We start from the raw sequence: 23,972 nt of genomic DNA, 5'->3' as shown, positions 1-23,972 counted from the left end.
CTAAGCGGGTGCAAATATACTACCTTTTATTTATAACGACCAAGCTTTTTTTAAAAGATTTTTCAAATAAATCTTAAGTATTATGTTTCCAGTAAGTTGTAATTTATATTTTATTTCAAAGCCTTCAAGAACTACAAAGACCTCTTTAAAACCTATGAGGCATTCACTATAAAACAGATGACAATAGTGAACACATACACGTCTATTACCTTCTTACATAAAGAAGTTCCAAACTATACCAAAACGCAATGCTAAATCTCGATAAGGATAGTTAGGAGCCGAATAATAATCGTATCCTGTAAACGATGCATTAAAATGCTCGACTTTAAAATAGATACGTGTCTGTTGAATTTTAGCATTTATAAAGAAATCAAATCTTGGAAAATTCCCATACTCTCGATCTGTCTGTACATAAAACTCTGCGAGTAATGGATCGTAAGCATTCATATAGTAATCGGTAAAGTAATTAAACGTTACACCTGTTTCTAACAGTAATGCTTTCTTGAAAAATTCGTTTCTATAATATAATGTATTTCGAGTTACAAATTCAGGCATATTTAAAACCTGATTATCGTCTTGTACGTTTTGGTACATTATACTATTATCTAAAGCGAAATGGCCAAACTTTATTTCCTTATCTAAACGCACTCTTAAGTACGTAATTGTAGCACTGTTCTGAAACGGCTTTACACCTCCTGCATCTTCATCCTCTTTAAAATAAGCGTAGTCACTAATCGTAGAATAATCTACAGAAATATTAGCTAGCTTTTTAGATTCTAATTTAAAACTCAATTGCTGTGTTTTCTCTGTACTAAAATTAGTTTGCCAGTTATAGTTTAGATAACTACTTTGATATAATAAGAAGTTGTAATTAGGCTGTGACGCATTGTGATTAATTTCAGCACTCATCAATATATCGTCTGTAAATCTATACGATGCTTTTCCTGTAATGTAATTACCTGCAAAATCTCCAGTAACATTTAAACCGGCGTCTCCGTAAATATCGAACCCTCCAAATCTATTGTGGTACTTCCCTCCTACAGCTATAATATTACCTTTTAACCTGTTTGTTATTTGTTCTTCATCTATAATTACTATTTGGTCGTATCCATAATTATAATTATCGTGACTCACATTAAATTGCAAATCACCTAAAAGCGCATTACTATAATTTAATTGAACTTGATTGTAGAAATTTTCAATAGTACTTCTATCTTCTATATCTGTAGAGACAAAGGCATCTCCGAAATAATCATTAACATCATCTTGATTAAATTGATAGTATTGATCATCAAACGTCATGATATGATTTACATTTAAACTATGCTTCGCCAGAGAATCTTTTGGCTTCACTATATAGTAACGATGATCTAAATGAAAGCGTTTCCCCTTTAGGGTATTATCTGCATCTTCAAAATTCACATCAAAAACACCACGGTCTAAAAAATCGGGATCGCCATTTTCAAAATACACAACATCGTCATCAGACAATCCGCCATTTTCTTCATTATTAACATCCTGACCAACAAAATGGAATTTCGCAATATAGCGTTCGTCTTTAGTTTTATAATTGGTTGTAAATTCAAAATCGCCTATACTAGAAATAATATGCTGATAATTTCCAAGAGATCTCAACCCTTTATAAGAGAGCGATAAATTAAATTGTTCTGACGTATTTACAGTAAAGAAACCTTGCGCAACTTGTCCCTGTTCAAAACCTGTTTTGTAAAACAACTCGGTTAAAGGAGTTGGCACATGGTAGTAGCTAACATCTTCTACCTCTCTGAAAGCGAAAAATTTTGAACGCGCCCCTAATTTAGGCATTAGGCGTTGCGATTTAAAATCTGTACTTAACGTATTATAGGTTTGCCCCATATTAGAAAAGGAAATTAAACCAAATTCGTCTTTTCTTATGGCGTTAAATTTATATTCTTTCTGTATAGATAAAGTGGTATCTACATAAGTAGTATCATTTAAATGAGAAATTATAAGATATTGCTCTATCTTGGCTACTTTTTTTTCATCTTTTGTTTTTGAAGTATCAGATGATTTTTCAGTAAGTCCTTTTTCTGTTGCAGTATCGCTTTTGTCTATTTCCTTGTCTAACTTAGGTGCGACTTGAGAAAAAGCAAGATGCGAAAAGCACATTAAAAAGAATGACAGAATGATTTGCTTCATAATTATTTTTTAGATCTTGCAAATGTAAATACAAAATATGATAACCATACATAACAAAACTATAATTTAAATGCTTGCGCTTAACTATTCGGAATACGAATTTGAATGTGGAACAGACGAAGCTGGACGCGGATGTTTAGCTGGACCTGTAACAGCCGCTGCTGTAATTTTACCAAAAACATTTAAAAACATCATTTTAAACGATTCCAAACAATTATCTGAAAAGAAACGCGATTTACTTAAACCTATAGTAGAACTAGAAGCCGTAGCTTTTGGTGTTGCTCATGTTTTTCCAAAAAAAATAGACGAAATAAATATTTTAAATGCCTCTATACACGCCATGCAGTTGGCTATAAAAAAACTGGATCCGCAACCCGAATTTATTAGTGTAGATGGTAATCGATTTAAACCATATTTAAAAGTACCGTTTGAAACCATAATTAAAGGCGATGGAAAATATTTAAATATTGCAGCTGCATCTATACTTGCAAAAACCTATCGCGATGCTTATATGAACAGAATTCATGAAGAATTCCCGATGTATAATTGGAAACAGAACAAAGGGTATCCGACAAAAGAGCATCGTGCAGCCATAAAAAAATACGGGACTACAAAATACCACCGTTTATCCTTTAGATTACTACCCGATCAATTAAAATTAGATATATAACTTCCTATATTTGTAAAAAATTCTTTTTTATGAGAGCGCTTTTCTTAGCTATAATTTTTAGTGTATTCTTTATAAGTTGTGACACTAACACAACCACGCATCAAAATTTGATTGAATTTGTTCCAGAACATACCTCTACTTTAATTAAAACGAATAATCTTGAAGATTTAAAAAGCAGTTTAACTAATAATGATTTAGTTCAGGAATTTAAAACAGCACCTTTTTACAAATCTTTAGATGATGTTTTTAAGAACACTAAAGACTTTAAACCAAAGCAAGAGGTTTTATTTTGTTTTTCTAAAGACCATACAGATAGCTCTCAAGTTACATTAATTACAAAATACAGTGCAGACTTTTTTCAGTTCGACTCTATAAACAAACCCAAACAAGAACAAATAAAGTTTAAAAACACCACCATAACAAAAACAGAACTTAGCACAAAAAACCTATACAGTGTTATAATTGATAGCATCTTTATCGGGTCGACATCAAAATCTATTATTGAAAACAGTCTAAACACTAAGCCTGTTAATCCTGAACTTGAAAAAATTTACAATACTACAGCTTCAGAAAAAACATTTGCCGTTATTTTAGATTCAGAAACCATAGAGGAATCTTCAATGTTTTTGAGTTCAGATTCTATTCCGCTTCAACATTTTACAAAATATCTTGCCCTGGACACAGATATTACTCAAGACCAAATTACAATTAACGGTATAACTAAAGCAACAGATTCTGTAAACTATCTTATAGACATTTTTAAAAACACCATTCCGCAAGAGAATAAAATGGCTCAAATTACGCCAGAAGATAGCGATGGTTTTTTAAGTTTAACATATCAGGACTTTAGTAATTTACAAGCTAACATTGTCGTTTATAACAAACAAGATCCTGCAGAAACGACTTTGTTTGATAATACAAATGAAATTGGAGTAATATATGATAAGGAGTCTCGCGCTATTGTATTGCACAGTTTAGACAATATGGAAACCAATGATGCGCTTTTGGATTCTCAAGAAATTATAGAAAGTTTCCGCCAGGTAGATATAAAACGCTTTGCTCACCCAGAATGGTTTCCTATACATTTTAAACCTTTAATAAAAACAGATACAGCATCCTATTATGCTGTTCTAGATGATTTCTTTGTATTTGCAGACCAATTAGAATTATTACAGAGCATTATTGCGGCCTACCAAAACAAAGCCACTTTTAACGAGCGTAGTTTTTATAAAAACATTACAGAGCATTTAAGTGACGCTTCATCTTTAATGTTAGTTGGTAATTCTAATTTTTTAAGCGACATATTACAAACAAATTTCAAAACTAAAACCCAAGTAAATACAGATGCTTATAAAGTTTCTGCCATACAATATATCTATGATCATAATTTTGCACATGTAAATGGTATTATACAAAGGAATAAAACTAGAGCCTCTGAAAATTCGGTTAGTGAAGAACTGAATATAAAATTAGATGCTAAACTTTTAAATAACCCGCAGTTTGTAACCAACCATAGTTCTGGACAAAAAGAGATTGTGGTTCAGGATGTCAATAATAATCTGTATTTAATTTCTAACAAAGGGAAAGTCCTTTGGAAAAAACAATTAGAAGAAGCTATTATTGGCGATATTTCTCAAATAGACATGTATAAAAATGGCCGTTTGCAGTTGGCATTTACTACTGCACATTATTTGTATGTTTTAGATAGACATGGGAAACCAGCAAAATCTTATCCTAAAAAGTTTAGAGACGAAATAACTCAACCTTTATCTGTTTTCGATTACGATAATAATAAAAAATATCGCTTGGTTGTTGTGCAAAACAAAGGCGTATTAATGTACGATGCACATGGAAATAATGTAAAAGGGTTTACTTACAAAGAGGCCAACCAAACCATTATCCATAAACCGCAACATTTTAGAATAAACCGTAAAGACTATCTTGTATTTAAAACTAGCGATCAAATTTACATTTTAAGCCGCACAGGGCAAGTGCGTGTTACTCCTAAATCGTCTTACTCTTATTCTAACGAAGGGGTGTACATATATAACGACAAGTTTACAACCACTACAGACGAAGGAGATTTAATACTTATAGATACTAGAGGACGAGTAACAAGCGAGAATTTAAACTTAGGCGAAAACCATCACTTATTCGCCACGTCTAGAACTTTAGTTACCCAAACCGGAAACAAATTAAGCATTAGAAATAAAACCCTAGAGCTAGATTACGGAAATTACACGCCTGCTGAACTATTTTATATAAACAATAAAATATACGTAACCACTACAGATGTACAAGCACAAAAGGTTTACGTTTTTGATAGCCAAGGCGAAAACATATCTAATTTCCCAGTTTATGGCACAAGTAGTATAGACATTGCTAATACAGATAAAGACAACCATTTAGAAGTGGTTACTAAGGGAGACGACAATGCTATAATTATATATCAGATTAATTAAAAAAACAAGACGGATAAGCCGGCTTTAATTATTAAAATTGAAGCTAATTTAGTACTATTGCATCCCTTAATTTTTAAGTTAAAAACATCATGATAAAACGTAATAATGCCACTATCAGTAAATTTATAATTCATAAAGTTGGAAACAAGTTTAACGATACTAAAAATGCGTTTTCAGAAAGTGAAGTTCAATTTGATGAAGCAAGTTACGATTTAATGCTTCCCTTTTTATTAAGACCATTTGGTTCTGTAGTGCAAAGCCATCGTTTTAATCACCATGCCAACATTAAACTCAATGAAATAAATACCTATACAGAAGATATTTTTGGAGACGAATCTAATTTTATTGATGTATCTAAAAATATCGTCAAGCATTTATATGAACAATCTAATTCTGTACAAATAAAAACAGGAGACGTTATTGTTGCCATTTTTGAAGGTATAGAGTTTAATGAAATTGTAACCAATGCCGTTGGTATATTTAAAATAGAAAGTAAATCTAATTTCTTTCAAACTTATTTAGAGGGTAACAGTTACGATGTCGCCGTACAACAAGGTATAAACACTAAAAAAGTAGATAAAGGTTGCTTAATTTTAAACCAAACAGATGCAGAAGGTCCTATTGTATTAACAGTAGACAATAATAATTACGATGCACAGTATTGGATTAATAACTTTTTAAACATAAAATATGCGAACGATTTTAATTCGCACACACAAAATTATATTGAACTCTGTAAAGAATTCTCTACCGAGATTTTAAAAACCAGTTACGGTAACCAAGAACAAAATATCTTTTTAGCCAAAACAGTAGATTACTTTAAAGAACATGAATTTGTAAATATTGAAAATTTCAAAGAAGAAGTTTTTGAAGACGACAAACACAAAACCTTGTTCGACGATTATAAAAAATCTTTTGAGGGAGAACAAGAGCTCCTTATTTTAAATCAGTTTGATGTTGCAGAACCTGTTGTAAAGAAACAAAAGGCAAAAATTAAAACAGAAATAAAACTAGATACTCAAATTCAAATTAAACTAGATATTGATGCGCCAGACGCTGCTAGTGAATATTTAGAACGTGGTTTCGACGAAGAAAAGAAAATGTATTATTATAAGGTATTCTTTAATACTGAAGGATAATACCTTTTACCTTAAAAGTATTTAACTTTACCCTTACATAACAAGGCAGAACATTTAAAACAAGTTCACCTTATTAACACTAACAGTTGTTTTAAAACAACAGACTTAAAGCCTAATAAAATGACACAAGAAGAATTTTTAGAAAAAAATGTATTTGCTGGATTAACCAAAATTGAAGAACATAATGGTGATAGTTATTTCTCTGAAGAAGATTTTTCTGAAGTCTTAAAACAGTCTGAACATTTTGGAATTGCTATTTACGATATTAAAATGATGTTAAATGGTGAAGAACTTAAAACAATAAACCACGATACATTTAGAAAAAAAGCAACTGATGTAAATTGGTATAAAAGAGAATTTAGCCACTTAAAACGTGAACAAGAAGGTTGCATTTATGCTGCAACGTATAAAGTGTCTAAAAAATTATTGGCGAGATAAGCAAAATAGTCTTCTACAACGTAACCAGACTTCCTTAAAAAGACTCAATCTTTGAGTATCATAAAATTAATTACAACTTAAAATTAAAAATCATGTTTAAAAAAACAATGAAAATGATGACTGCTGTATTTGCAGCTTCAATGTTATTAACATCTTGTTATTCTTACACAACTGTTGTTGGAGCAGGTGCAAAAGGAAACTCTCAAACAAAAGAATGGAATCACTATGTAATTTACGGTTTAGCTCCTGTTGGAGTTTCAAACGCTAAAGAAATGGCTGGTGGAGCAACAGATTATACTGTTACAACTCAACAAACTTTTGTTAATGGTTTAGTAGCTGCACTTACTTTTGGTATCTACACACCAACAATGACTACTGTTACAAAATAGTTATATAAACTAGAAAAGCGAGGTTATTAATTACAACCTCGCTTTTTAATATTGCTTATAATGAAAAAAACAGCTTTCTATATTTCTTTAATTATTGCACTTCTACTCTTTATAAATGTTGTTCAAATTATAGCTACAGACTTAGAGCGGTTAACAGAATATGGTTATGGCTACCTAATCGGTAAAGTTATACTTTTCATAATCTTTGCGGCTATAGCGCTTTTAACAAGAAGTAAATCTGTAAACGAATAATTTTCAAGTTATTCTAAAACAAATTCAGATTCAAAAAGGGTACAAAAATGATGTTGAATTTTAGCCTTCACAGCTTCTTCATCTACTTCTTTTACACCTAATTCTACATTAAGCGATGTGACCGCTTTTCCTCGAATACCACACGGAATTATATTATCAAAATATCCTAAGTTGGCATTAACATTTAAAGCAAAGCCATGCATAGTAACCCAACGGCTGGCACGCACGCCCATTGCACATATTTTTCTAGCAAACGGTGTCCCAACATCTAACCACACACCTGTTTCTCCAGGGCTACGTTCTCCCTTAACACCATATTCATTTAAAGTTAGAATAATAACATCTTCCAAAAACCTTAAATATTTATGTATGTCTGTAAAAAAATTATCCAAATCTAAAATAGGATACCCTACTATTTGTCCTGGACCGTGATATGTAATATCTCCACCACGATTAATTTTATAAAACGAGGCTCCTTTTTCTTCAAGCTGTGCTTCGTTTAGCAACATATTAGACATATGTCCGCTTTTCCCCAATGTATACACATGCGGATGCTCTACAAACAAAAAGTAATTGGGTGTAGGGATAGAGGTATCCTCTCTCCTGTTTTGTATTTTAAGATCTACAATATGTTTAAATAGTTCTTCTTGGTAATCCCAAGTGTCCTTATAATCTCGTAGACCTAAATCTTGTAATTTTATTATTTTATTCAAAGCAATTAATCTTCTAATATAACTTCTACATTTAAACTTTCAGGATTAGTCATATACTCCTTAAAGCTTAATTCTGCAGAAAAACTTTTATGATCTGCACTAAACATGGCATTTTCTAACGAGACCGATTTAATCTTTTTCGGAAAATGATAATTTAATGTATAAGTTGAAGCCGCAAGTATCATTTCTGCATCGGCTAAACTATCTTTTGTAGACTCTAAAAGTTCTGGATTTACAACAGTAACAATACGTTTAAACACATTGCCTTTATAAGTATAACTAACTTCAGACGATTCTGTTGCTCCCATCTTTGCTAACGGACTGGTTTGCTGTGCTTCATTAGTTTCCTTTAACTCGTTGGCTTTATTAAGCACCTTAAACATATCTTCTAATTCCTCGACATTCTCAAAATCGGTATTAATATCTATGACCATTTTTTGAGTTTTAGGATCCATTAACATGTGCATCTTAAAATTTTCTAAGGCCTTAAGTCGTTCTTGTTCGTCTTTTGGAAGTGTTGCAATACTGTCTTTCTTAGCTTCTAAAAAATCTTTAAATACGACTGTAGAATCTAACACTTTTTCATCTGTTCCCATAGACTCTCCTCCCATTTGCATAAGTTGAGATCCGTCAAAAGAAAAAGACATGGTTCCTGCACCATTCTCATTAATATGAATTGTTTCAGAAAACTCACAACTACTTAATATAAGTAGTAAAAGGCATACGGTTAAAACATAGATTTTTTTCATCGGTTGGTTTAAATGATTAACAGCTGCAAATATACTTATTATATACCAAAAGCAGTCTCATTTTGTCCTTAAGACACTCCTAATCGATTAAAAATCCCTGAAAACCGTTAGCGTATAAAAGCCGTAAATTATCGCTTCGGATTATTTAAAATAACCAAGGCAGCGATTACACCTGGAACCCAGCCACAAAGCCATAATAAAAATACGATAAGAACAGAGCCACACCCCTTACCAATAACGGCTAAAGGCGGACAAATAATTGATAGGATAACTCTCCAGATACTCATTGTGATTGATTTTAATAAGATTGATTGATGTAAAAATAAGACGCTGAAAAACAGCAATTGTTACACCTTAAAAAATCTATTTCGTTTTTCGATAATATATATTGATATACTAACCAATAGTAATTATCTTTGTCCGTTAAATATTAAACAGAACAAAAGTAATATGTCGCAATTATCAGAGCAAGAAATCGTAAGAAGAGAAAAGCTTAGCAAACTTCGCGAGTTAGGAATTAATCCTTATCCAGCAAATCTTTATCCATTAACCCACACTAGTAAACAGGTTAAGACAGATTTTGAAGAAGGAAAGAAAGTGATAGTTGCCGGACGATTAATGTCACGAAGAATACAAGGAAATGCAAGTTTCGCTGAAGTACAAGATAGCGAAGGTCGTATTCAAGTGTACTTTAATCGTGATGAAATTTGTTCTGGAGAAGATAAAACGAAATACAACACAGTCTATAAAAAATTATTAGACATTGGAGATTTTGTAGGTATAGAAGGTGAGTTATTTACAACTAAAGTAGGAGAAAAAACCATTATGGTTAGAGACTTTACTATTTTAAGTAAATCGTTACGCCCATTACCTCAACCTCGAGTAGATACAGAAGGAAAAGTACACGATGCGTTTACAGATCCCGAACAACGTTACAGACAACGTTATGCAGATTTAGTCGTAAACCCACATGTAAAAGAAGTGTTTATAAAACGTACCAAGTTATTTAACGCGATGCGTAATTTCTTTAACGAATCTGGGTACTTTGAAGTTGAAACTCCAGTTTTACAACCTATTCCTGGAGGTGCCGCTGCACGCCCATTTATAACACACCATAACAGTTTAGACATTCCTTTATATATGCGAATCGCTAACGAGTTATACCTAAAACGTTTAATTGTTGGTGGTTTTGATGGTGTATATGAGTTTTCTAAAAACTTCCGTAACGAAGGTATGGACAGAACACACAATCCAGAATTTACAGCCATGGAAATCTATGTATCTTATAAAGATTACAACTGGATGATGGATTTCTGCGAGAAACTTTTAGAACATTGTGCTATTGCAGTAAATGGAACAAGTAAAGCTACTTTTGGCGAACACGACATAGATTTTAAAGCACCTTATGCTCGTGTAACTATGGCAGATTCTATTAAGCATTTTACAGGATTTGATATTACTGGGAAGACAGAAGCTGAAATCCGTGAAGCTGCAAAAGGCATGGGAATCCAAGTGGACGACACTATGGGTAAAGGGAAATTAATTGATGAAATTTTTGGTGAAAAATGTGAAGGAAACTACATACAGCCAACTTTTATCACAGATTACCCTAAAGAAATGAGTCCGCTTTGTAAAGAACACAGAGATAACCCTGAATTAACAGAGCGTTTTGAACTTATGGTTTGTGGTAAGGAAATAGCAAATGCTTATTCTGAATTAAACGATCCTATAGATCAACGCGAGCGTTTCGAACATCAATTAAAATTAGCTCAAAAAGGAGACGATGAAGCGACCGAGTTTATAGACTACGATTTCCTAAGAGCTTTAGAATATGGTATGCCTCCTACTTCAGGGATGGGAATTGGGATGGACCGTTTAATTATGTTCTTAACAAACAACCAATCTATCCAAGAGGTATTGTTTTTCCCTCAAATGCGTCCTGAGAAAAAACAAGTAGATATGTCTGAAGACGAAAAAGCCATTTTCAATATTTTAAAAACAACGTCTCCAATAGATTTAAACACATTAAAAACACAATCCCAATTAAGTAATAAAAAATGGGATAAAACTATAAAAGGATTAACAAAATTAGGTGTAGCCAAGGTAGACAAAACAGACAGTGGTTTGTTTGTCTCTCTCAATGACTAAGAAATATATGATTCAACTCCTTTTTAAATATAAAAAAAAAGCATACCTCCTTTTCTGGTATGCTTTTTTAATACTTATACATTTTATTATAAAGGATAGATTTCAGCCTATTGTTTTTATTTTTAATGCCACTCCTTTACTATTTATTATTGCATACGGTATATTTTTATCGTTTATAGTGCGTAAACACAAAATAGTCTTATTTACCATAATTTTTATTAACTGCTTATTAGGGTTATTTTGGTATAACAATTATGTTTTTAAAACAGAAGACGTTAAAGAAGATATTGCGAAAACACGTTCTATATTATTTTGGAATATCTCTAGACCAAAACATTTACCTATTGATAAAATTTTTGAAAAAGCGAAAACCTATAATCCTGAAATATTAGTTTTTGTTGAAGCTAAAAAAATTCCTCAAGAAGATCTTATTGCTTTTAAAAACAAATATCCTTTATACGATATTCAACAATTACAGAGTGAAATGTTAATTGCTGTAAAAGGAAAAATTAATGAAACAGCATACAAAAGAATTTCTACCGGTTCTAACTGTAATTTAGTAACTGCTACAATTCGTGGAGAGCAAGTAAAAATTTTAATTAACGATTTATTTGCCAACCCTGCTTTGTCCAAAAAAGCAGATTTTGAAACCATTCAATCTATTATACAAACAGAGCAAGTAAACTTTATTGTAGGTGATTTTAACACGCCTTACGAAAGTGCATTTTTTGAATTATTTAAATCTAATTTCGAAAGTTTTCACGCCTATAACAATGGCGTTTCTGCAACATGGCCTAGCCGATTACCAATTTTAGAGATTGACCATATTTGGATTTCAAAAGCGTGGAAGCCCCTTATTTTACACAAAGAATTTAATGAATATTCAGACCACGGTTTATTAATTGGTACTTACCGACTTAGACGTTAGTTTTAAATTTCATGAATTTCTCTACGACGTTAAGACGTTGTTAAAATTTCTCTATTCATTAAACCTTTTTAAAATCTACGGGTCATAGAGATATAATTTAAAACATAATTATCATGAAAAAACTAATAGTTTTAGCTTTAGCGTTTATCTCTTTAAATGCTTTTGCACAAGGAAAAAAAAGTAGAGATAACCAAAATGGAGACAAAAAAGAAATGCGCATGCAAAGAGCAGACTTTACTCCTGAACAGCAAGCTACACTTCAGACTAAAAAAATGACTTTAGATTTAGATCTTTCTGAATCGCAACAAAAAGAAGTGTATACTTTAAATCTTAATCAAGCAAAAGAAAGACAAGCCAATCGCGAAGCTTTCAAAGAAGCTAAAGATGCAGGTCAGAAACCTACAGAGCAAGAACGTTATGATAATATGATTGCTAGATTAGACAGTCAGATTTTCATGAAAAACAAAATGAAAAGTATCTTAAAAAGCGAACAATATGCCATGTGGGTACAAGACATGAATAAACGTCCTGATGGCAAAAGAAACCAAGAAGGTAGAAAAGGTAATAACCGCGAGGATAATGAGAGACGTGGCTAAAAATAATGAATACCCTCCCATAAAAACGGCAAACCAAATTAGGTTTGCCGTTTTTGTTTTATTTTATAAAATTTAATAAATCATTTTTTACTGCATAGGTTACTAATCCGGCTACATTTTTAGATTCTGTTTTTAAAAGTAAATTATTACGATGTCCTTCTACCGTTCGTGGACTAATACATAATTTTTCCGCAATCTCTATCGTTGTATGTTGATTGCATATTAATTCTAATATTTCTTTTTCTCTCCCAGTTAAATACGATTCGTCAAAATCGCATTTGGTACGTTTACTATTATGCTTTAATAAATCTTCATGAAGATATTTTAAGACTTCATTAGTGTAGAAAAACCCTTTATCTTGCACTTCTTTTATAGCATACAGAACATCGGCCGGACAAGAATTTTTAGGTAAATAACAAGATGCGCCTAAGTGTATCATATTTAAAATACAGGATTTAGAGCTATGACTTGTAAGCGCTATTATTTTTAAAGCTGAAAACTCCTTCTGCATTAATTTAGTTGCCTCTACGCCATTAAGTTCTGGCATATTTAAATCTGTAAGTACAATATCAGGGAGTGCGGAAGTTCTTAAATAATTTAATAATTCTACACCGTCGGAAGCTTCAAAATCTACTAATATACGCGTATCACGTTCAAGTAAGAAACGAATTCCTTTGCGAAATAACCGCTGATCATCTGCAATAACGATATGTATCAAATTCGATTCCATGAAACTTTTAAAGTGTTAGCTATTGTTTAAAATAAGACTGTTATTTTAACGCTTTGTTACACAGTGTTTTAGATTTTAGATTTGGTTTAACACCTAAAGAGTTAATAAACACTACTGAACATCAATGTAAATACAACGATGCTTATTCTAGTTCATGGGAAATATTAACGAAGATAGATGCTTTTAATAAGCGAATGTTCTTTTTTCATGAAAACAATCAAAAAACACGTAATACTACCTAGCTTCAAATAGGAAATTTCTACTTTAAAAGTAATTGAAGACTATGCTTATATTAAAAAAAACAGAATAGAATACAATATCAGAAAGTGACTCATCACGATTTTTTCAATACTACGTAGCTCTACTTAAGTAGAAACACCCTATTTTAAAAACCGGTAGTTACTTGCTAAAATCATAATATATATCGTTTTAAATTTGAAATAAATAATTTATTAATCAAAAAACTACAGTATTATGAAAAAATTTATGTCGTTAGTATGTTGCTTGTTTATAGTAAACAGCTTCTACGCACAAAGTATTGAGCCTTTAAATAATTACAATTCGCAAATGGCACTTAATCAAGGTCGAAATGTTACTGCTTTATCTGCTATAGAAGCCTTAACACCTGCCAAAACAACTAAAGCTACTGTAAAAACGGTAGGTGTAAATGCGACCTATATAAACAGTTCACGATTTACCGAAAATGCAATGTTTGTAAAAGCATTTCAAGAACGTGCAGCACAATACAACTTAAAAGATCACAAGGTATATGATAGTAAAAGCAAGTCGACTTATGATGTTGTTTTTAGTAACAAAAAAGGAACTATGACCATAAATTACAACAAAATAGGAGAGATTAAGGAATCTAAAGAAAAATATAAAGATGTTGCATTACCAAAACCTGTTATTATTAGTATAATGAAAGCGTATCCAGAATGGAGATTTGAAAATAATGTATGTAATATAAATTACAAATATAATAAAGGCATTTCAACCTTATATAAAGTTACCATTTCTAACGGAAAACACACTAAAACCGTAAAGTCTGACGACCAAGGAAATCTTCTTTAATTGTAACCATCTACCTTAATGTTTAATATAAGATAAAAAGGCTTTCCGTGTGATACGAAAAGCCTTTTAAATTTTATTTAAGTTTTTTAAACCAGTATTACTTCTTTAAAGTTGTTGCTACTTTATGTACTGCATTTATAGTGGCATCTAAATCTGCATAAGTTAAAGCGTCTGTAATAAACCACGTTTCGAAGGCACTTGGCGCAATATAAACCCCTTGCTCTAACATGCCATGAAAGAATGTTTTAAAATTTTCATTATTTCCTGTGGCCGATGTTTCAAAATCGACAACTGGAGTGTCTGAAAAATGCACAGAAATCATAGACCCTACGCGATTAATAGTGTGCACAATTTTATGATCGTTTAATACTTTAGTCAGTCCTCTATGTAAATATTCAGTTTTTTCAGCCAAACGATTAAATACTTCAGTATCGTTTTCTAATGCTTTCAACATCGCTAATCCTGCTGCCATAGCTAACGGATTCCCACTTAAGGTTCCTGCTTGATATACTGGTCCTAATGGGGCAAGATAATTCATAATCTCTTCACGTGCCGCAAAAGCACCAACTGGTAATCCGCCGCCAATAACTTTACCAAAACAAACAATATCTGCTTTTACATTGTATAATTCTTGTGCACCTCCTCTGGCCAATCTAAAGCCCGTCATCACCTCATCAAAAACTAAAAGAATATTATTAGAATCGCAAAGTACTCTAAGTTGTTCTAAAAAATTAGCTTGTGGTGGCACACAGCCCATGTTTCCAGCAACAGGTTCTAAAATAATACAAGCAATATCGTTTAGGTTTGCATCTATTATAGATTTTACATGCGCTATATCGTTGTATTTTGCCAACAATGTATCTTTAGCAGTACCGGCTGTTACACCAGGACTATTCGGACTTCCAAATGTCATGGCTCCACTTCCCGCTTGTATTAAAAACGAATCGCTATGCCCGTGGTAACATCCAGCGAATTTTATTATTTTTTCTTTTCCAGTATACCCTCTTGCCAATCGTACAGCACTCATACAGGCTTCTGTACCTGAGTTTACGAATCTGATTTTATCAATATTTGGAACCATAGATACAGCCAAAGCAGCTATTTCTGTTTCTATCTCTGTAGGAGCTCCAAACGATGTTCCTAATTTAGCCTTGTCTATAATTGCATTAACAACAGGTGGATAAGCATGACCTAATATCATAGGTCCCCAAGAATTTATATAATCTATAAATGTATTGTTATCTTCATCTGTTAAATACGCGCCTTTAGCTTCTTTAATAAAAAGAGGAGTTCCTCCTACGGCCTTAAAAGCACGTACTGGAGAATTTACACCACCAGGAATAACCTGTTCTGCGTTAGCAAACAAAGCACTACTTCTTGTATATTTCATTCTATTATTTATGTAATTAGGATTTCACTAATAATTCTTGTCCTATAGACAAGTTTGTATCTTTTAATCCGTTTATATTTTGAAGTTCTTGTACCGAAATATTATAGCGTCTAGAAATAGAATATAACGTATCTCCTTTGACAACATAATGTACATCTTGACTTGAACGTTGTTGTTTTCTTGAGGGTTGCTGATTTCCTGTTACTAGATTGTCGTATTTATACAACTCATATCGCTCTATTAGAGCAATTAATTTATCAGGATATTTTCTATCTGTAGCATAACCTGCAGCACGTAAGCCTTTTGCCCAGCCTTTATAATCGTCTATATCTAAATCGAATAAAGCAGAATAGCGTTTTCGCTCGGTTAAAAACAGGGAATGATCACGATACGAATATTTAGGATCTTTATATTTTCTGAAACATTCTTGATCTTCATCATCGTCGTGATAAATCTCAGCACCTGTCCAATCATGACATTTAATGCCGAAGTGATTATTCGCTTCTACAGCTAAACGGCCTTTACCAGAACCCGATTCTAAAATACCTTGTGCCAATGTAATACTTGCCGGAATGTTATAGAATTTCATTTCTTCAACAGCAACGCCACCAAATACTTGAATATATTCCGCCGTATTGGTTATAACTTTAGGCATCACCTCTACTTCAGGCTCTGTTTCTCTTACTACCGTTTCACTTTCATTAGTATTGTGACGGAATTTTCTACTTTTTAAATACTCTGTATGCTGTTTAGACGATGTTGTTTTTCGTTTTCGAGAACCACAACTAAACACTACGCCTGCTATTAATAAAAGGATAATTATTCGCTTCATATATCTATATAATTTGAGGCATGTTTTTTTTCTTTAATTGGGTATTCATGCCTGCAATACCCTGCAAACCTCCTGTATGAATAACTAATATTTTTGAGTGCTCAGGAAAAAACCCTTTCTCTATTAGATCCATAATTCCAAAAACCATTTTGCCCGTATATACAGGATCTAAAGGAATACCTTGTTCTTTTTTAAAATTATTTATAAAATCGACTAAATCGACATTTATTTTAGCGTAACCTCCAAAATGATAATCGGTTATTAATTTCCAGTTGGTTTTGGTTACAAATTTACTAATATTGTTTTGTAAAAAATCACCTTTTAATGCAGGAAATCCTAAAATGGTTTGATTTGATTGACTGCTGTTTATAAGTCCAGAAATAGTACCCCCTGTTCCTACGGCACAACAAATGTAATCGAAATCAGAATCTTTTGCTGTTAAAATAAGTTCGCAACCTTTTATGGCTAAATTATTAGTACCGCCTTCTGGCACTAAATAAAAATCTCCAAAAACATCATGCAAGCCTTTAATAAATTCTGGAGTTTCTTTAAGCCTAAAATCTGATCGTGTGACATATTTAAAAATCATACCACAAGCTTGGGCAAATTTAAGCGTAGGATTTAATTGAGATTCTAAAGCCAATTCTTCTCCGCGAATAATGCCAATAGTTTTAAATCCCGACACATGTCCCGCATAAGCTACTGCTGCTATATGATTAGAAAACGCTCCTCCAAAAGTTAGTAAGGTAGTTTGCTGTTCGTCTTTTGCTTTTAAAATATTATAATGAAGTTTTCTGTATTTGTTTCCGCTAACAAACGGATGAATTTCGTCTTCCCGTTTAATAGAAAGACTGATATTACAATCGGACTCGAAATGGATTGTCTGATTATTAATAGTTGGGGTTGTAGACGAAAAAAGCATAAACGCCAATTAAATTAAAACATTGACTTACAAATGTAAAGGAAATAAAAGGTTGAACACGAGTTTTTATTAAAAAATAGATAACATCTTAAATACACATCTTTTTTTAAACGTTACTTTTTGGCTTTTCATCTAAAATTTATGAGCATTAATCGATTTACAATCAACAATCTAATGATACATTGATAAAAAAGAGTACATTTGCACCCGCTAATTATCATCTTAATTATATTGCTATTAATCTTATGCTATTTAATACTACAATAGTAAGACCATTCTATAAGTCTTACAATATGAAACGCCTGTATTTATTTCTAATTTTTGGAATATTGAGTATTACCGCTTTTGGGCAGACCTGGACAGGTAACTCGGATACAAATTGGAACAACACGAGCAATTGGAGCCCTAACAGTTTACCTACTATTAATACAGATGTAGTAATTAATTACCCTTCTCGATATCCAATTATTGATGGCATTAATGCTGTAGCAAAATCTATCACTATAGCTCACAATGGTAGTTTAACCATCCAAAATGGAGGTGAATTGACTGTTCAAAATGATTTCTCCACGAATTCTCCTATTTATATCTCTGATGGTGAACTTATTGTTGGTGGAGATCTTTACACTACAAATAATATAGAGGCTGATAATAGTACTATAGAAGCTAATAATTTTGAACTTGCTAATTCAGGTAACGGTGCATTAATTATAGATCAAACAACATTAAAGATTACTGAAGATATTAACGTTTACAAAAGTTTTGACACAGGAGTTTTAAGCAATATCTACGCAAATAATATTAACTTTTACAATTCAAATAGTAGTTGGTTAATTGACGAAACCAATGTCTACATCTCCAATGATTTTTATGCTGGAGCAGACGTAAATTTGGTAAATGGATCTTATGTCCAGACTAAAAATCTAGAATTATTAGATAACGGTAGAACTTGGGTTCTTAATGACACATCAACATTAACAGTCGAAGAAGAAATTAATTTAAGGAATAAAATAACCCTTAATGATAATGCTAGCCTAATACAAACTTCAGACACTGATTTAAACACATATGCAAATAATTACTGGTCAGGTGGTTTAATAGTAAATCGAACAGCAAGTAACATTAAAAATTATGATTATGTGTATTGGTCTTCACCAGTCGAAGGGTCTGAACTTACGGATATAGCAAATACTTCACATCGTTATAAATGGATTCCAACTACAACGACTGAATATACAAGTAATTTTGGAAATTGGGAAGAAACATCAGAACAAATGACTATAGGTAAAGGCTATATAGTAAGAGTAGGTACTTCTGGCGCTGCTTCAACTTTTTCTCAAACTTTTACTGCAGAAATTAAATACGATTCTGATTCAAATTCAAACAAATTTTTTAAAATTAATAATGGTCCCATTTCTATTCCTGTATATAGAGGAGACTACAATTCCGGATCATACAGCAACGGACCATCTGCCACCATAGTCTCTAACGAAGACGACAACTGGAACCTAGTAGGTAACCCATACCCTTCTGCCATTAGCGTAGAAACGTTCTTAACAGAAAATGAAAATGTTATTGAAGGTGGCGTCAGAATTTGGACACATGGTACAGAGATAGGTGATTATGACGATCCTTTTTATCAAGATTTCGTTCAAAATTATACGGCATCAGATTATATTACATATACTAGTTTAGGCTCTAGTGTTCCTCCTCCTCCTCCTGGTTCTGGTTCAGATTATATTGCGTCTTGTCAAGGATTTTTTGTAAGTATGAGACATGATGCCACTTCAGGAACAAACCTGAATTTCACCAATGCCATGCGGACTTATGATGCAGATTATACCAATTCTGAATTTTATAGAACAGACACTAGCACACAAAAATCTCGCATTTGGTTAAGTTTCACTGCAGATGAAACGAAAAGTTATAACTCTATGCTTATCGGTTATGCCCAAGGTGCTACAAATGACAAAGATCCAATATACGACGCTGTGATTATGGATCATAATATTATGAGTATCTACTCTTTAGTAAATGAAGAACCTTTAGTTATTCAAGGTCGTAGTTTACCATTCTTAGATACAGACAAAGTCCCTTTAGGAATAATTACACTAACTAAAGATCTGTATACCATTGGAATTAGCAAAACAGATGGTGCTTTCGAAAACAATCAAGACATTTACTTAGAAGACTTATACGAAAATACTATACACAATTTAAAAGACTCTGCGTATGAATTCATATCAGAAGCAGGAACATTTAACGACCGTTTTATATTACGTTATCAAGACAGTACATTAAGTGTAGATGATGTTATTACAGACAGTAGTTTAAAAATTATAGCGACTGAAAACTTTATAAAAGCAAGCACTGCCTCTAATACGATTAACAGCATTATAGTATACGATATATTAGGCCGTGTTTTATATCAAGCCAACGGTTTAAATACTACCCAAGTTAAATTAGACCAATTAGCACCTACACAAAGTCCTTTAATTGTAAAAGCAACATTAATAAACGGTACAACTAAAACACAAAAAGTGATATATTAATATCTATACATTTTAAAGTGATATCCCCTATCAACTTTATATTACAACTATTCTAATGCAAAAGCCCTTTACTAAAATTAGCAAAGGGCTTTTTAAGTCACGTATTTTTTAATGTAAGAAAAATCCTAACACATATATGTAGTATAAAGGTATATAACTCATGCTAAGCAACATATATTAGCAAAAATGAAAAAAAAAGTAAAGAATTAATATAGTATTCACCCTCCAAAACATGGTAAAAACATTTAAATACTTATTTTTACAAAAAAATAATCCAAATCTAAATTGTATGATACAAAGAACTACTCATAGTGCTCTTAAGAGAACACGCCCTTTTAAAACTTCTTTTTTTAAGCAATTTACTTTAGTCTTATGCTTTGCATTAATAGGAGTTAGTGGATTCGGACAGACCGTAGTCAATTTAAGCTCACCAGGAACAGGAACTTACGAAATACCATGCGGTGTTACTAAAATTGATATTGAAGTTTGGGGATCTGGTGGTGCTGGTGGAGGTAGTACTATTAGGAATGCTGGAGGTAACGGTGGAGATGCAGGAAAATACAGTTCAAGTAGTAATATTAGTGTAGCTGAAGGGGAAATATTAAACTATACTATAGCAGCAGGTGGAGCAGGAACTACTGGAGGAAATAATCATGGTGATCAATCTTTTATACAAGCACAAGGGCCTACATCTTATGATTGGATAGGAGCAAATGGTGGTAATGGAGGAGACAAAGCTAATAACAATAGTGATACTGCAGACGATGGGACAGATGCCCCAAACGACAACAATGGAATATCAATTGGAGATGGTGGTTTAGCCAACTCTAATGGAGATGGTTATGCTGGAGGTCCTGGTGCTGGTGGTGGTGGCGGAACTAGAAGAGGTAATAATAATGCCACGGGAGGCGATGGTGGTGACGGCTACATTCGCATTACTATGTATGGAGATAGCGGTTCTTCAAGTTATTGTACTACAAGTTTTACATCTGTAGAACCTATTACCAATGTTACCTTCGCAGGTATTAATAATGCTACAGATGAAACAATAAATGGTAGTCAAGGTGTGGAAACCTTTTGTGATATATCAGGAACAGTTACTCAAGGAGAGACTTACGAAATAACTGTAAAAGGCAACACAAACGGTAATAATAAGAATTTCTTTATGGCTTTTATCGATTGGAATCAAGATGGTGTATTTGATGACGATGAAGATGCTTATGAAGAGCAGAAAATAGGAGATTTTAGAAATTCTACAGGTGTCGATTCAAATAGCGTTACTGGGAATATAATAGTTCCTGATGATGCCATATTAGGAACTACCCTTATACGTATAATTAAGACAGAAGGTAGTTCTGCTACAGATGCATGTAGTACCTTTGATGAAGGTCAAGCCGAAGATTATACTTTAACTGTTGAAGAATCTGTAGACGAAATTGACGATTGCGGTTACACAGTTATAGATTGTGACATTGCTTTCGATGATGTTGCACCAATTTCTCATGTAACCTTTGCGGGTATAGATAACACTACAGATGCAAGCATTAATGGTAGTGATGCTATAGAACGCTTCTGCGACCTTGAGGCTAACGTTAATCTAGGAAGCACATACGAAATCACATTAGAAGGTAATACTAATGGAGATGACAAAAGCTTCTTTGTGGCTTACATAGACTGGAACCAAGACAACGTCTTTGATGAAGACGATGAAGAACTTAAATTAGGAGAATTACCAAATTCTAATGGTTCAGATGGTATTAGCCTTACCGTAGACATTGTAATTCCAGATGATGCCACATTAGGAAGAACAACAATGCGTATTATTAAAACAAACGACAATTCTGCGACAGAACCATGCGATAATTTTAATGAAGGGCAAGCAGAAGAATATACTTTAATAATAGACGAAGTAACATGTACCAAAACATGGGTTGGAGATAATGGTATTGGTTGGTTTGTACCAAGCAATTGGTACCCTAAAGGAGTTCCTACAGCAGAAAGCTGTGTCTTTATAAACACTTTAGATGGAAATAGTAATCCAAAAGTTAAAGGAGTAGATACTTCAGGTGATATTAATGGAATAGCCTACGCAAAATCTATTACCATCTCGGGAGACAACTCTCAACTTACCTTATCAAACGAAGCAGAATTACAAGTAACAGAGTATATAATTTCTAACTCACCTATTTACATTACAGATGAGAGTTCTTTAATCATGGAAGACGGATATTTAGAATCTAGTGCAAATGGGACCATTGAAGGAGACAGTTTCTTTTCTGTTGAAGATTTTACATTAACTTCTAGCGATGCATCATGGGATGTTAATGACACCTCGATCCTAGTCATAGAAGACAAATTAGCACTCGATGGTGAGATGACACTCAACGATAATGCAAGTTTAATACAAACTAACAATGACACAAATTCATCTACAGGAACATTTACGGTAAACAGATCATCTACAACTACTTTAAATACAGATTACACATATTGGTCTTCCCCGGTTCAGAACTATAATATCGATGCGATTTCTTCAACGTCTCATCGCTACGAATGGTTACCTTCTATAGATGATGAATATGGAAATTGGTCTTTGGTTTCTAATACAGTTATGACTCCTGGAAAGGGTTATATTATTAGAGGAAATAATTATACCGCATCTTTTCAATACGACAAACCAAACAATGGTCCAATTAGTATAAACTTAACTAGAGGAACATATAACGGAAGTAATTATACAGATGCTTCATCTACCATTATTACTAAAGAAGATGACAACTGGAACCTCATTGGAAACCCTTACCCTTCTGCAATTTATGCAGATACTTTTTTAACAGATAGTGACGATATTATTGAAGGAGGTATTCGTATTTGGACTCACGCTTCTGAAATTAGTTCAGGAAACGACGATCCTTTTTATGCAGATCAAGCTGAAAGTTATAATCCTGATGATTATATTACATATACCTTGGCTGGCTCTGCACCTTCTGGTTTCGATGGTTATATAGCCTCCGGACAAGGTTTCTTTGTATTAATGCAAGAATCTGCAAGCTCTCCTAGTCAGGCAACATTTACTAACGCTATGAGAACGTATGCATCTACATATACTAATTCTGATTTTTACAGAACTAGCGGTGAAAAAAATAGAATTTGGTTGAATTTAATAGATACCGAAAACATCGCTCATAGTATGCTTATTGGTTATTTTGATGATGCTTTAGATAGTAAAGACGCGCTTTACGACGCTATAATTAAGGATTTTAATAACACAGCTATTTATTCTATTATAAATGATGAAGCTTTTATTATACAAGGTAAAGCCAATCCTTTTGAAGACACAGATTTAGTGCCTTTGGGTATTGTAAGTCTTAAAAAAGACGAGTTTACTATTGGAATTGAAAAATTAGATGGGGTTTTCGGGAATACAGATCAAGCCATATATCTAGAAGACCTTTACGAAAACACTATACACAATTTAAGAGACTCACCGTACGAATTCACATCTGAAATAGGAACCTTTAACGATCGTTTTATATTACGTTATCAAGACAGCACACTAAGTATTGATGATGTTATTGCAGACACCGACTTAAAAATTATAGCAACTCAAAACTTTATTAAAGCAAGCACAACAACAAGTACTATTAACAAAATTATAGTGTACGATATAATTGGTCGTGTACTATATCAAGCAAATAGTTTAAATGCTACCGAGATAAAGCTAGACCAATTAGCGCCAACACAAAGTCCTTTAATTGTTAAGGCGACTTTAAGTAACGGCACAACTAAAATCCAAAAGGTAATCTATTAACC

The 23,972-nt window shown here is 32.7% G+C and carries 20 protein-coding genes; 12 read left to right on the top strand and 8 right to left on the bottom strand.

Annotated elements, in window-relative coordinates:
- Positions 1-213: 213 nt before the first annotated feature.
- Positions 214-2,178, bottom strand: a complete 1,965-nt coding sequence (locus AST99_RS11185; protein WP_057781922.1) for a putative porin — start codon at positions 2,176-2,178, stop codon at positions 214-216.
- Between the two features lie 70 nt (positions 2,179-2,248).
- Between AST99_RS11185 and AST99_RS11180 the strand changes: the two genes are divergently transcribed.
- The 6 genes from AST99_RS11180 to AST99_RS11155 all read left to right on the top strand — a co-directional run bounded on the left by AST99_RS11180 (position 2,249) and on the right by AST99_RS11155 (position 7,528).
- Entirely contained in the window at positions 2,249-2,848 is a 600-nt protein-coding gene (locus AST99_RS11180; protein WP_057781921.1) for a ribonuclease HII, read from the top strand.
- Between the two features lie 29 nt (positions 2,849-2,877).
- A complete protein-coding gene (locus AST99_RS11175; RefSeq protein ID WP_057781920.1) occupies positions 2,878-5,310 on the top strand; it encodes a hypothetical protein in 2,433 nt (810 codons plus the stop codon).
- Positions 5,311-5,399: 89 nt separating this feature from the next.
- The gene (locus AST99_RS11170; RefSeq protein WP_057781919.1) at positions 5,400-6,449 is read left to right on the top strand and encodes a nucleoid-associated protein; all 1,050 of its coding nucleotides are present in this window, start codon (positions 5,400-5,402) and stop codon (positions 6,447-6,449) included.
- Positions 6,450-6,569: 120 nt separating this feature from the next.
- Positions 6,570-6,887, top strand: coding sequence for a hypothetical protein (locus tag AST99_RS11165; RefSeq protein ID WP_057781918.1), 318 nt, complete (start codon positions 6,570-6,572; stop codon positions 6,885-6,887).
- A 92-nt stretch (positions 6,888-6,979) separates the two neighbouring features.
- Complete coding sequence (locus AST99_RS11160; protein WP_057781917.1) at positions 6,980-7,276, top strand: Bor family protein; 297 nt, start codon at positions 6,980-6,982, stop codon at positions 7,274-7,276.
- Positions 7,277-7,336: 60 nt separating this feature from the next.
- The gene (locus AST99_RS11155; RefSeq protein ID WP_057781916.1) at positions 7,337-7,528 is read left to right on the top strand and encodes a hypothetical protein; all 192 of its coding nucleotides are present in this window, start codon (positions 7,337-7,339) and stop codon (positions 7,526-7,528) included.
- Positions 7,529-7,536: 8 nt separating this feature from the next.
- Here the strand turns inward: AST99_RS11155 and lipB are convergent, their stop codons facing one another.
- From lipB to AST99_RS18460, 3 genes are all read right to left on the bottom strand, one after another.
- On the bottom strand, positions 7,537-8,241 hold the full coding sequence (gene lipB, locus AST99_RS11150; protein WP_057781915.1) for a lipoyl(octanoyl) transferase LipB: 705 nt from the start codon (positions 8,239-8,241) through the stop codon (positions 7,537-7,539).
- 5 nt (positions 8,242-8,246) lie between these two features.
- Entirely contained in the window at positions 8,247-8,990 is a 744-nt protein-coding gene (locus AST99_RS11145) for a hypothetical protein (protein WP_057781914.1), read from the bottom strand.
- A 128-nt stretch (positions 8,991-9,118) separates the two neighbouring features.
- Positions 9,119-9,277 carry a YqaE/Pmp3 family membrane protein gene (locus AST99_RS18460; RefSeq protein ID WP_083495670.1) on the bottom strand — a complete coding sequence of 53 codons (159 nt, stop codon included), beginning with the start codon at positions 9,275-9,277 and terminating at the stop codon, positions 9,119-9,121.
- A 163-nt stretch (positions 9,278-9,440) separates the two neighbouring features.
- Between AST99_RS18460 and lysS the strand changes: the two genes are divergently transcribed.
- From lysS to AST99_RS11130, 3 genes are all read left to right on the top strand, one after another.
- On the top strand, positions 9,441-11,138 hold the full coding sequence (gene lysS / locus AST99_RS11140; RefSeq protein ID WP_057781913.1) for a lysine--tRNA ligase: 1,698 nt from the start codon (positions 9,441-9,443) through the stop codon (positions 11,136-11,138).
- 7 nt (positions 11,139-11,145) lie between these two features.
- Positions 11,146-12,066, top strand: coding sequence for an endonuclease/exonuclease/phosphatase family protein (locus AST99_RS11135; protein ID WP_157486369.1), 921 nt, complete (start codon positions 11,146-11,148; stop codon positions 12,064-12,066).
- Between the two features lie 113 nt (positions 12,067-12,179).
- Positions 12,180-12,662, top strand: coding sequence for a hypothetical protein (locus tag AST99_RS11130; protein ID WP_057781911.1), 483 nt, complete (start codon positions 12,180-12,182; stop codon positions 12,660-12,662).
- A gap of 58 nt (positions 12,663-12,720) precedes the next feature.
- Here the strand turns inward: AST99_RS11130 and AST99_RS11125 are convergent, their stop codons facing one another.
- Positions 12,721-13,392, bottom strand: coding sequence for a response regulator transcription factor (locus AST99_RS11125; protein ID WP_057781910.1), 672 nt, complete (start codon positions 13,390-13,392; stop codon positions 12,721-12,723).
- 474 nt (positions 13,393-13,866) lie between these two features.
- Between AST99_RS11125 and AST99_RS11115 the strand changes: the two genes are divergently transcribed.
- Positions 13,867-14,463 (top strand): hypothetical protein, encoded by a 597-nt coding sequence (locus tag AST99_RS11115; RefSeq protein WP_057781908.1) that lies wholly within the window; start codon positions 13,867-13,869, stop codon positions 14,461-14,463.
- Between the two features lie 97 nt (positions 14,464-14,560).
- Here AST99_RS11115 and hemL read toward each other — a convergent pair whose 3' ends face one another.
- Genes hemL through AST99_RS11100 form a run of 3 tightly spaced genes read right to left on the bottom strand, consistent with a single transcriptional unit; the run spans position 14,561 to position 17,607 of the window.
- Positions 14,561-15,853 carry a glutamate-1-semialdehyde 2,1-aminomutase gene (gene hemL / locus AST99_RS11110; RefSeq protein ID WP_057781907.1) on the bottom strand — a complete coding sequence of 431 codons (1,293 nt, stop codon included), beginning with the start codon at positions 15,851-15,853 and terminating at the stop codon, positions 14,561-14,563.
- A gap of 16 nt (positions 15,854-15,869) precedes the next feature.
- Positions 15,870-16,685 (bottom strand): glucosaminidase domain-containing protein, encoded by an 816-nt coding sequence (locus AST99_RS11105; RefSeq protein WP_057781906.1) that lies wholly within the window; start codon positions 16,683-16,685, stop codon positions 15,870-15,872.
- Between the two features lie 4 nt (positions 16,686-16,689).
- Positions 16,690-17,607, bottom strand: coding sequence for a 1-aminocyclopropane-1-carboxylate deaminase/D-cysteine desulfhydrase (locus tag AST99_RS11100; RefSeq protein WP_057781905.1), 918 nt, complete (start codon positions 17,605-17,607; stop codon positions 16,690-16,692).
- Between the two features lie 293 nt (positions 17,608-17,900).
- Between AST99_RS11100 and AST99_RS11095 the strand changes: the two genes are divergently transcribed.
- Both AST99_RS11095 and AST99_RS11090 read left to right on the top strand, forming a co-directional pair.
- The gene (locus tag AST99_RS11095; protein WP_057781904.1) at positions 17,901-20,159 is read left to right on the top strand and encodes a T9SS sorting signal type C domain-containing protein; all 2,259 of its coding nucleotides are present in this window, start codon (positions 17,901-17,903) and stop codon (positions 20,157-20,159) included.
- A gap of 289 nt (positions 20,160-20,448) precedes the next feature.
- The gene (locus AST99_RS11090) at positions 20,449-23,970 is read left to right on the top strand and encodes a GEVED domain-containing protein (RefSeq protein WP_057781903.1); all 3,522 of its coding nucleotides are present in this window, start codon (positions 20,449-20,451) and stop codon (positions 23,968-23,970) included.
- Positions 23,971-23,972: the final 2 nt, after the last annotated feature.

Origin of the sequence: Formosa algae, assembly GCF_001439665.1 — a bacterium.
GTDB lineage: Bacteria > Bacteroidota > Bacteroidia > Flavobacteriales > Flavobacteriaceae > Formosa > Formosa algae.
The sequence above is the reverse complement of the archived record's forward strand: the minus strand, read 5'-3'. Positions and strand labels throughout refer to the sequence as shown.

Bases quoted from the DNA above. Each gene is read 5' to 3' on its own strand.
- AST99_RS11185 (WP_057781922.1), bottom strand. From the start codon at position 2,178: ATGAAGCAAATCATTCTGTCATTCTTTTTAATGTGCTTTTCGCATCTT.
- AST99_RS11180 (WP_057781921.1), top strand. From the start codon at position 2,249: ATGCTTGCGCTTAACTATTCGGAATACGAATTTGAATGTGGAACAGAC.
- AST99_RS11175 (WP_057781920.1), top strand. From the start codon at position 2,878: ATGAGAGCGCTTTTCTTAGCTATAATTTTTAGTGTATTCTTTATAAGT.
- AST99_RS11170 (WP_057781919.1), top strand. From the start codon at position 5,400: ATGATAAAACGTAATAATGCCACTATCAGTAAATTTATAATTCATAAA.
- AST99_RS11165 (WP_057781918.1), top strand. From the start codon at position 6,570: ATGACACAAGAAGAATTTTTAGAAAAAAATGTATTTGCTGGATTAACC.
- AST99_RS11160 (WP_057781917.1), top strand. From the start codon at position 6,980: ATGTTTAAAAAAACAATGAAAATGATGACTGCTGTATTTGCAGCTTCA.
- AST99_RS11155 (WP_057781916.1), top strand. From the start codon at position 7,337: ATGAAAAAAACAGCTTTCTATATTTCTTTAATTATTGCACTTCTACTC.
- AST99_RS11145 (WP_057781914.1), bottom strand. From the start codon at position 8,990: ATGAAAAAAATCTATGTTTTAACCGTATGCCTTTTACTACTTATATTA.
- AST99_RS18460 (WP_083495670.1), bottom strand. From the start codon at position 9,277: ATGAGTATCTGGAGAGTTATCCTATCAATTATTTGTCCGCCTTTAGCC.
- lysS (WP_057781913.1), top strand. From the start codon at position 9,441: ATGTCGCAATTATCAGAGCAAGAAATCGTAAGAAGAGAAAAGCTTAGC.
- AST99_RS11135 (WP_157486369.1), top strand. From the start codon at position 11,146: ATGATTCAACTCCTTTTTAAATATAAAAAAAAAGCATACCTCCTTTTC.
- AST99_RS11130 (WP_057781911.1), top strand. From the start codon at position 12,180: ATGAAAAAACTAATAGTTTTAGCTTTAGCGTTTATCTCTTTAAATGCT.
- AST99_RS11125 (WP_057781910.1), bottom strand. From the start codon at position 13,392: ATGGAATCGAATTTGATACATATCGTTATTGCAGATGATCAGCGGTTA.
- AST99_RS11115 (WP_057781908.1), top strand. From the start codon at position 13,867: ATGAAAAAATTTATGTCGTTAGTATGTTGCTTGTTTATAGTAAACAGC.
- hemL (WP_057781907.1), bottom strand. From the start codon at position 15,853: ATGAAATATACAAGAAGTAGTGCTTTGTTTGCTAACGCAGAACAGGTT.
- AST99_RS11105 (WP_057781906.1), bottom strand. From the start codon at position 16,685: ATGAAGCGAATAATTATCCTTTTATTAATAGCAGGCGTAGTGTTTAGT.
- AST99_RS11100 (WP_057781905.1), bottom strand. From the start codon at position 17,607: ATGCTTTTTTCGTCTACAACCCCAACTATTAATAATCAGACAATCCAT.
- AST99_RS11095 (WP_057781904.1), top strand. From the start codon at position 17,901: ATGAAACGCCTGTATTTATTTCTAATTTTTGGAATATTGAGTATTACC.
- AST99_RS11090 (WP_057781903.1), top strand. From the start codon at position 20,449: ATGATACAAAGAACTACTCATAGTGCTCTTAAGAGAACACGCCCTTTT.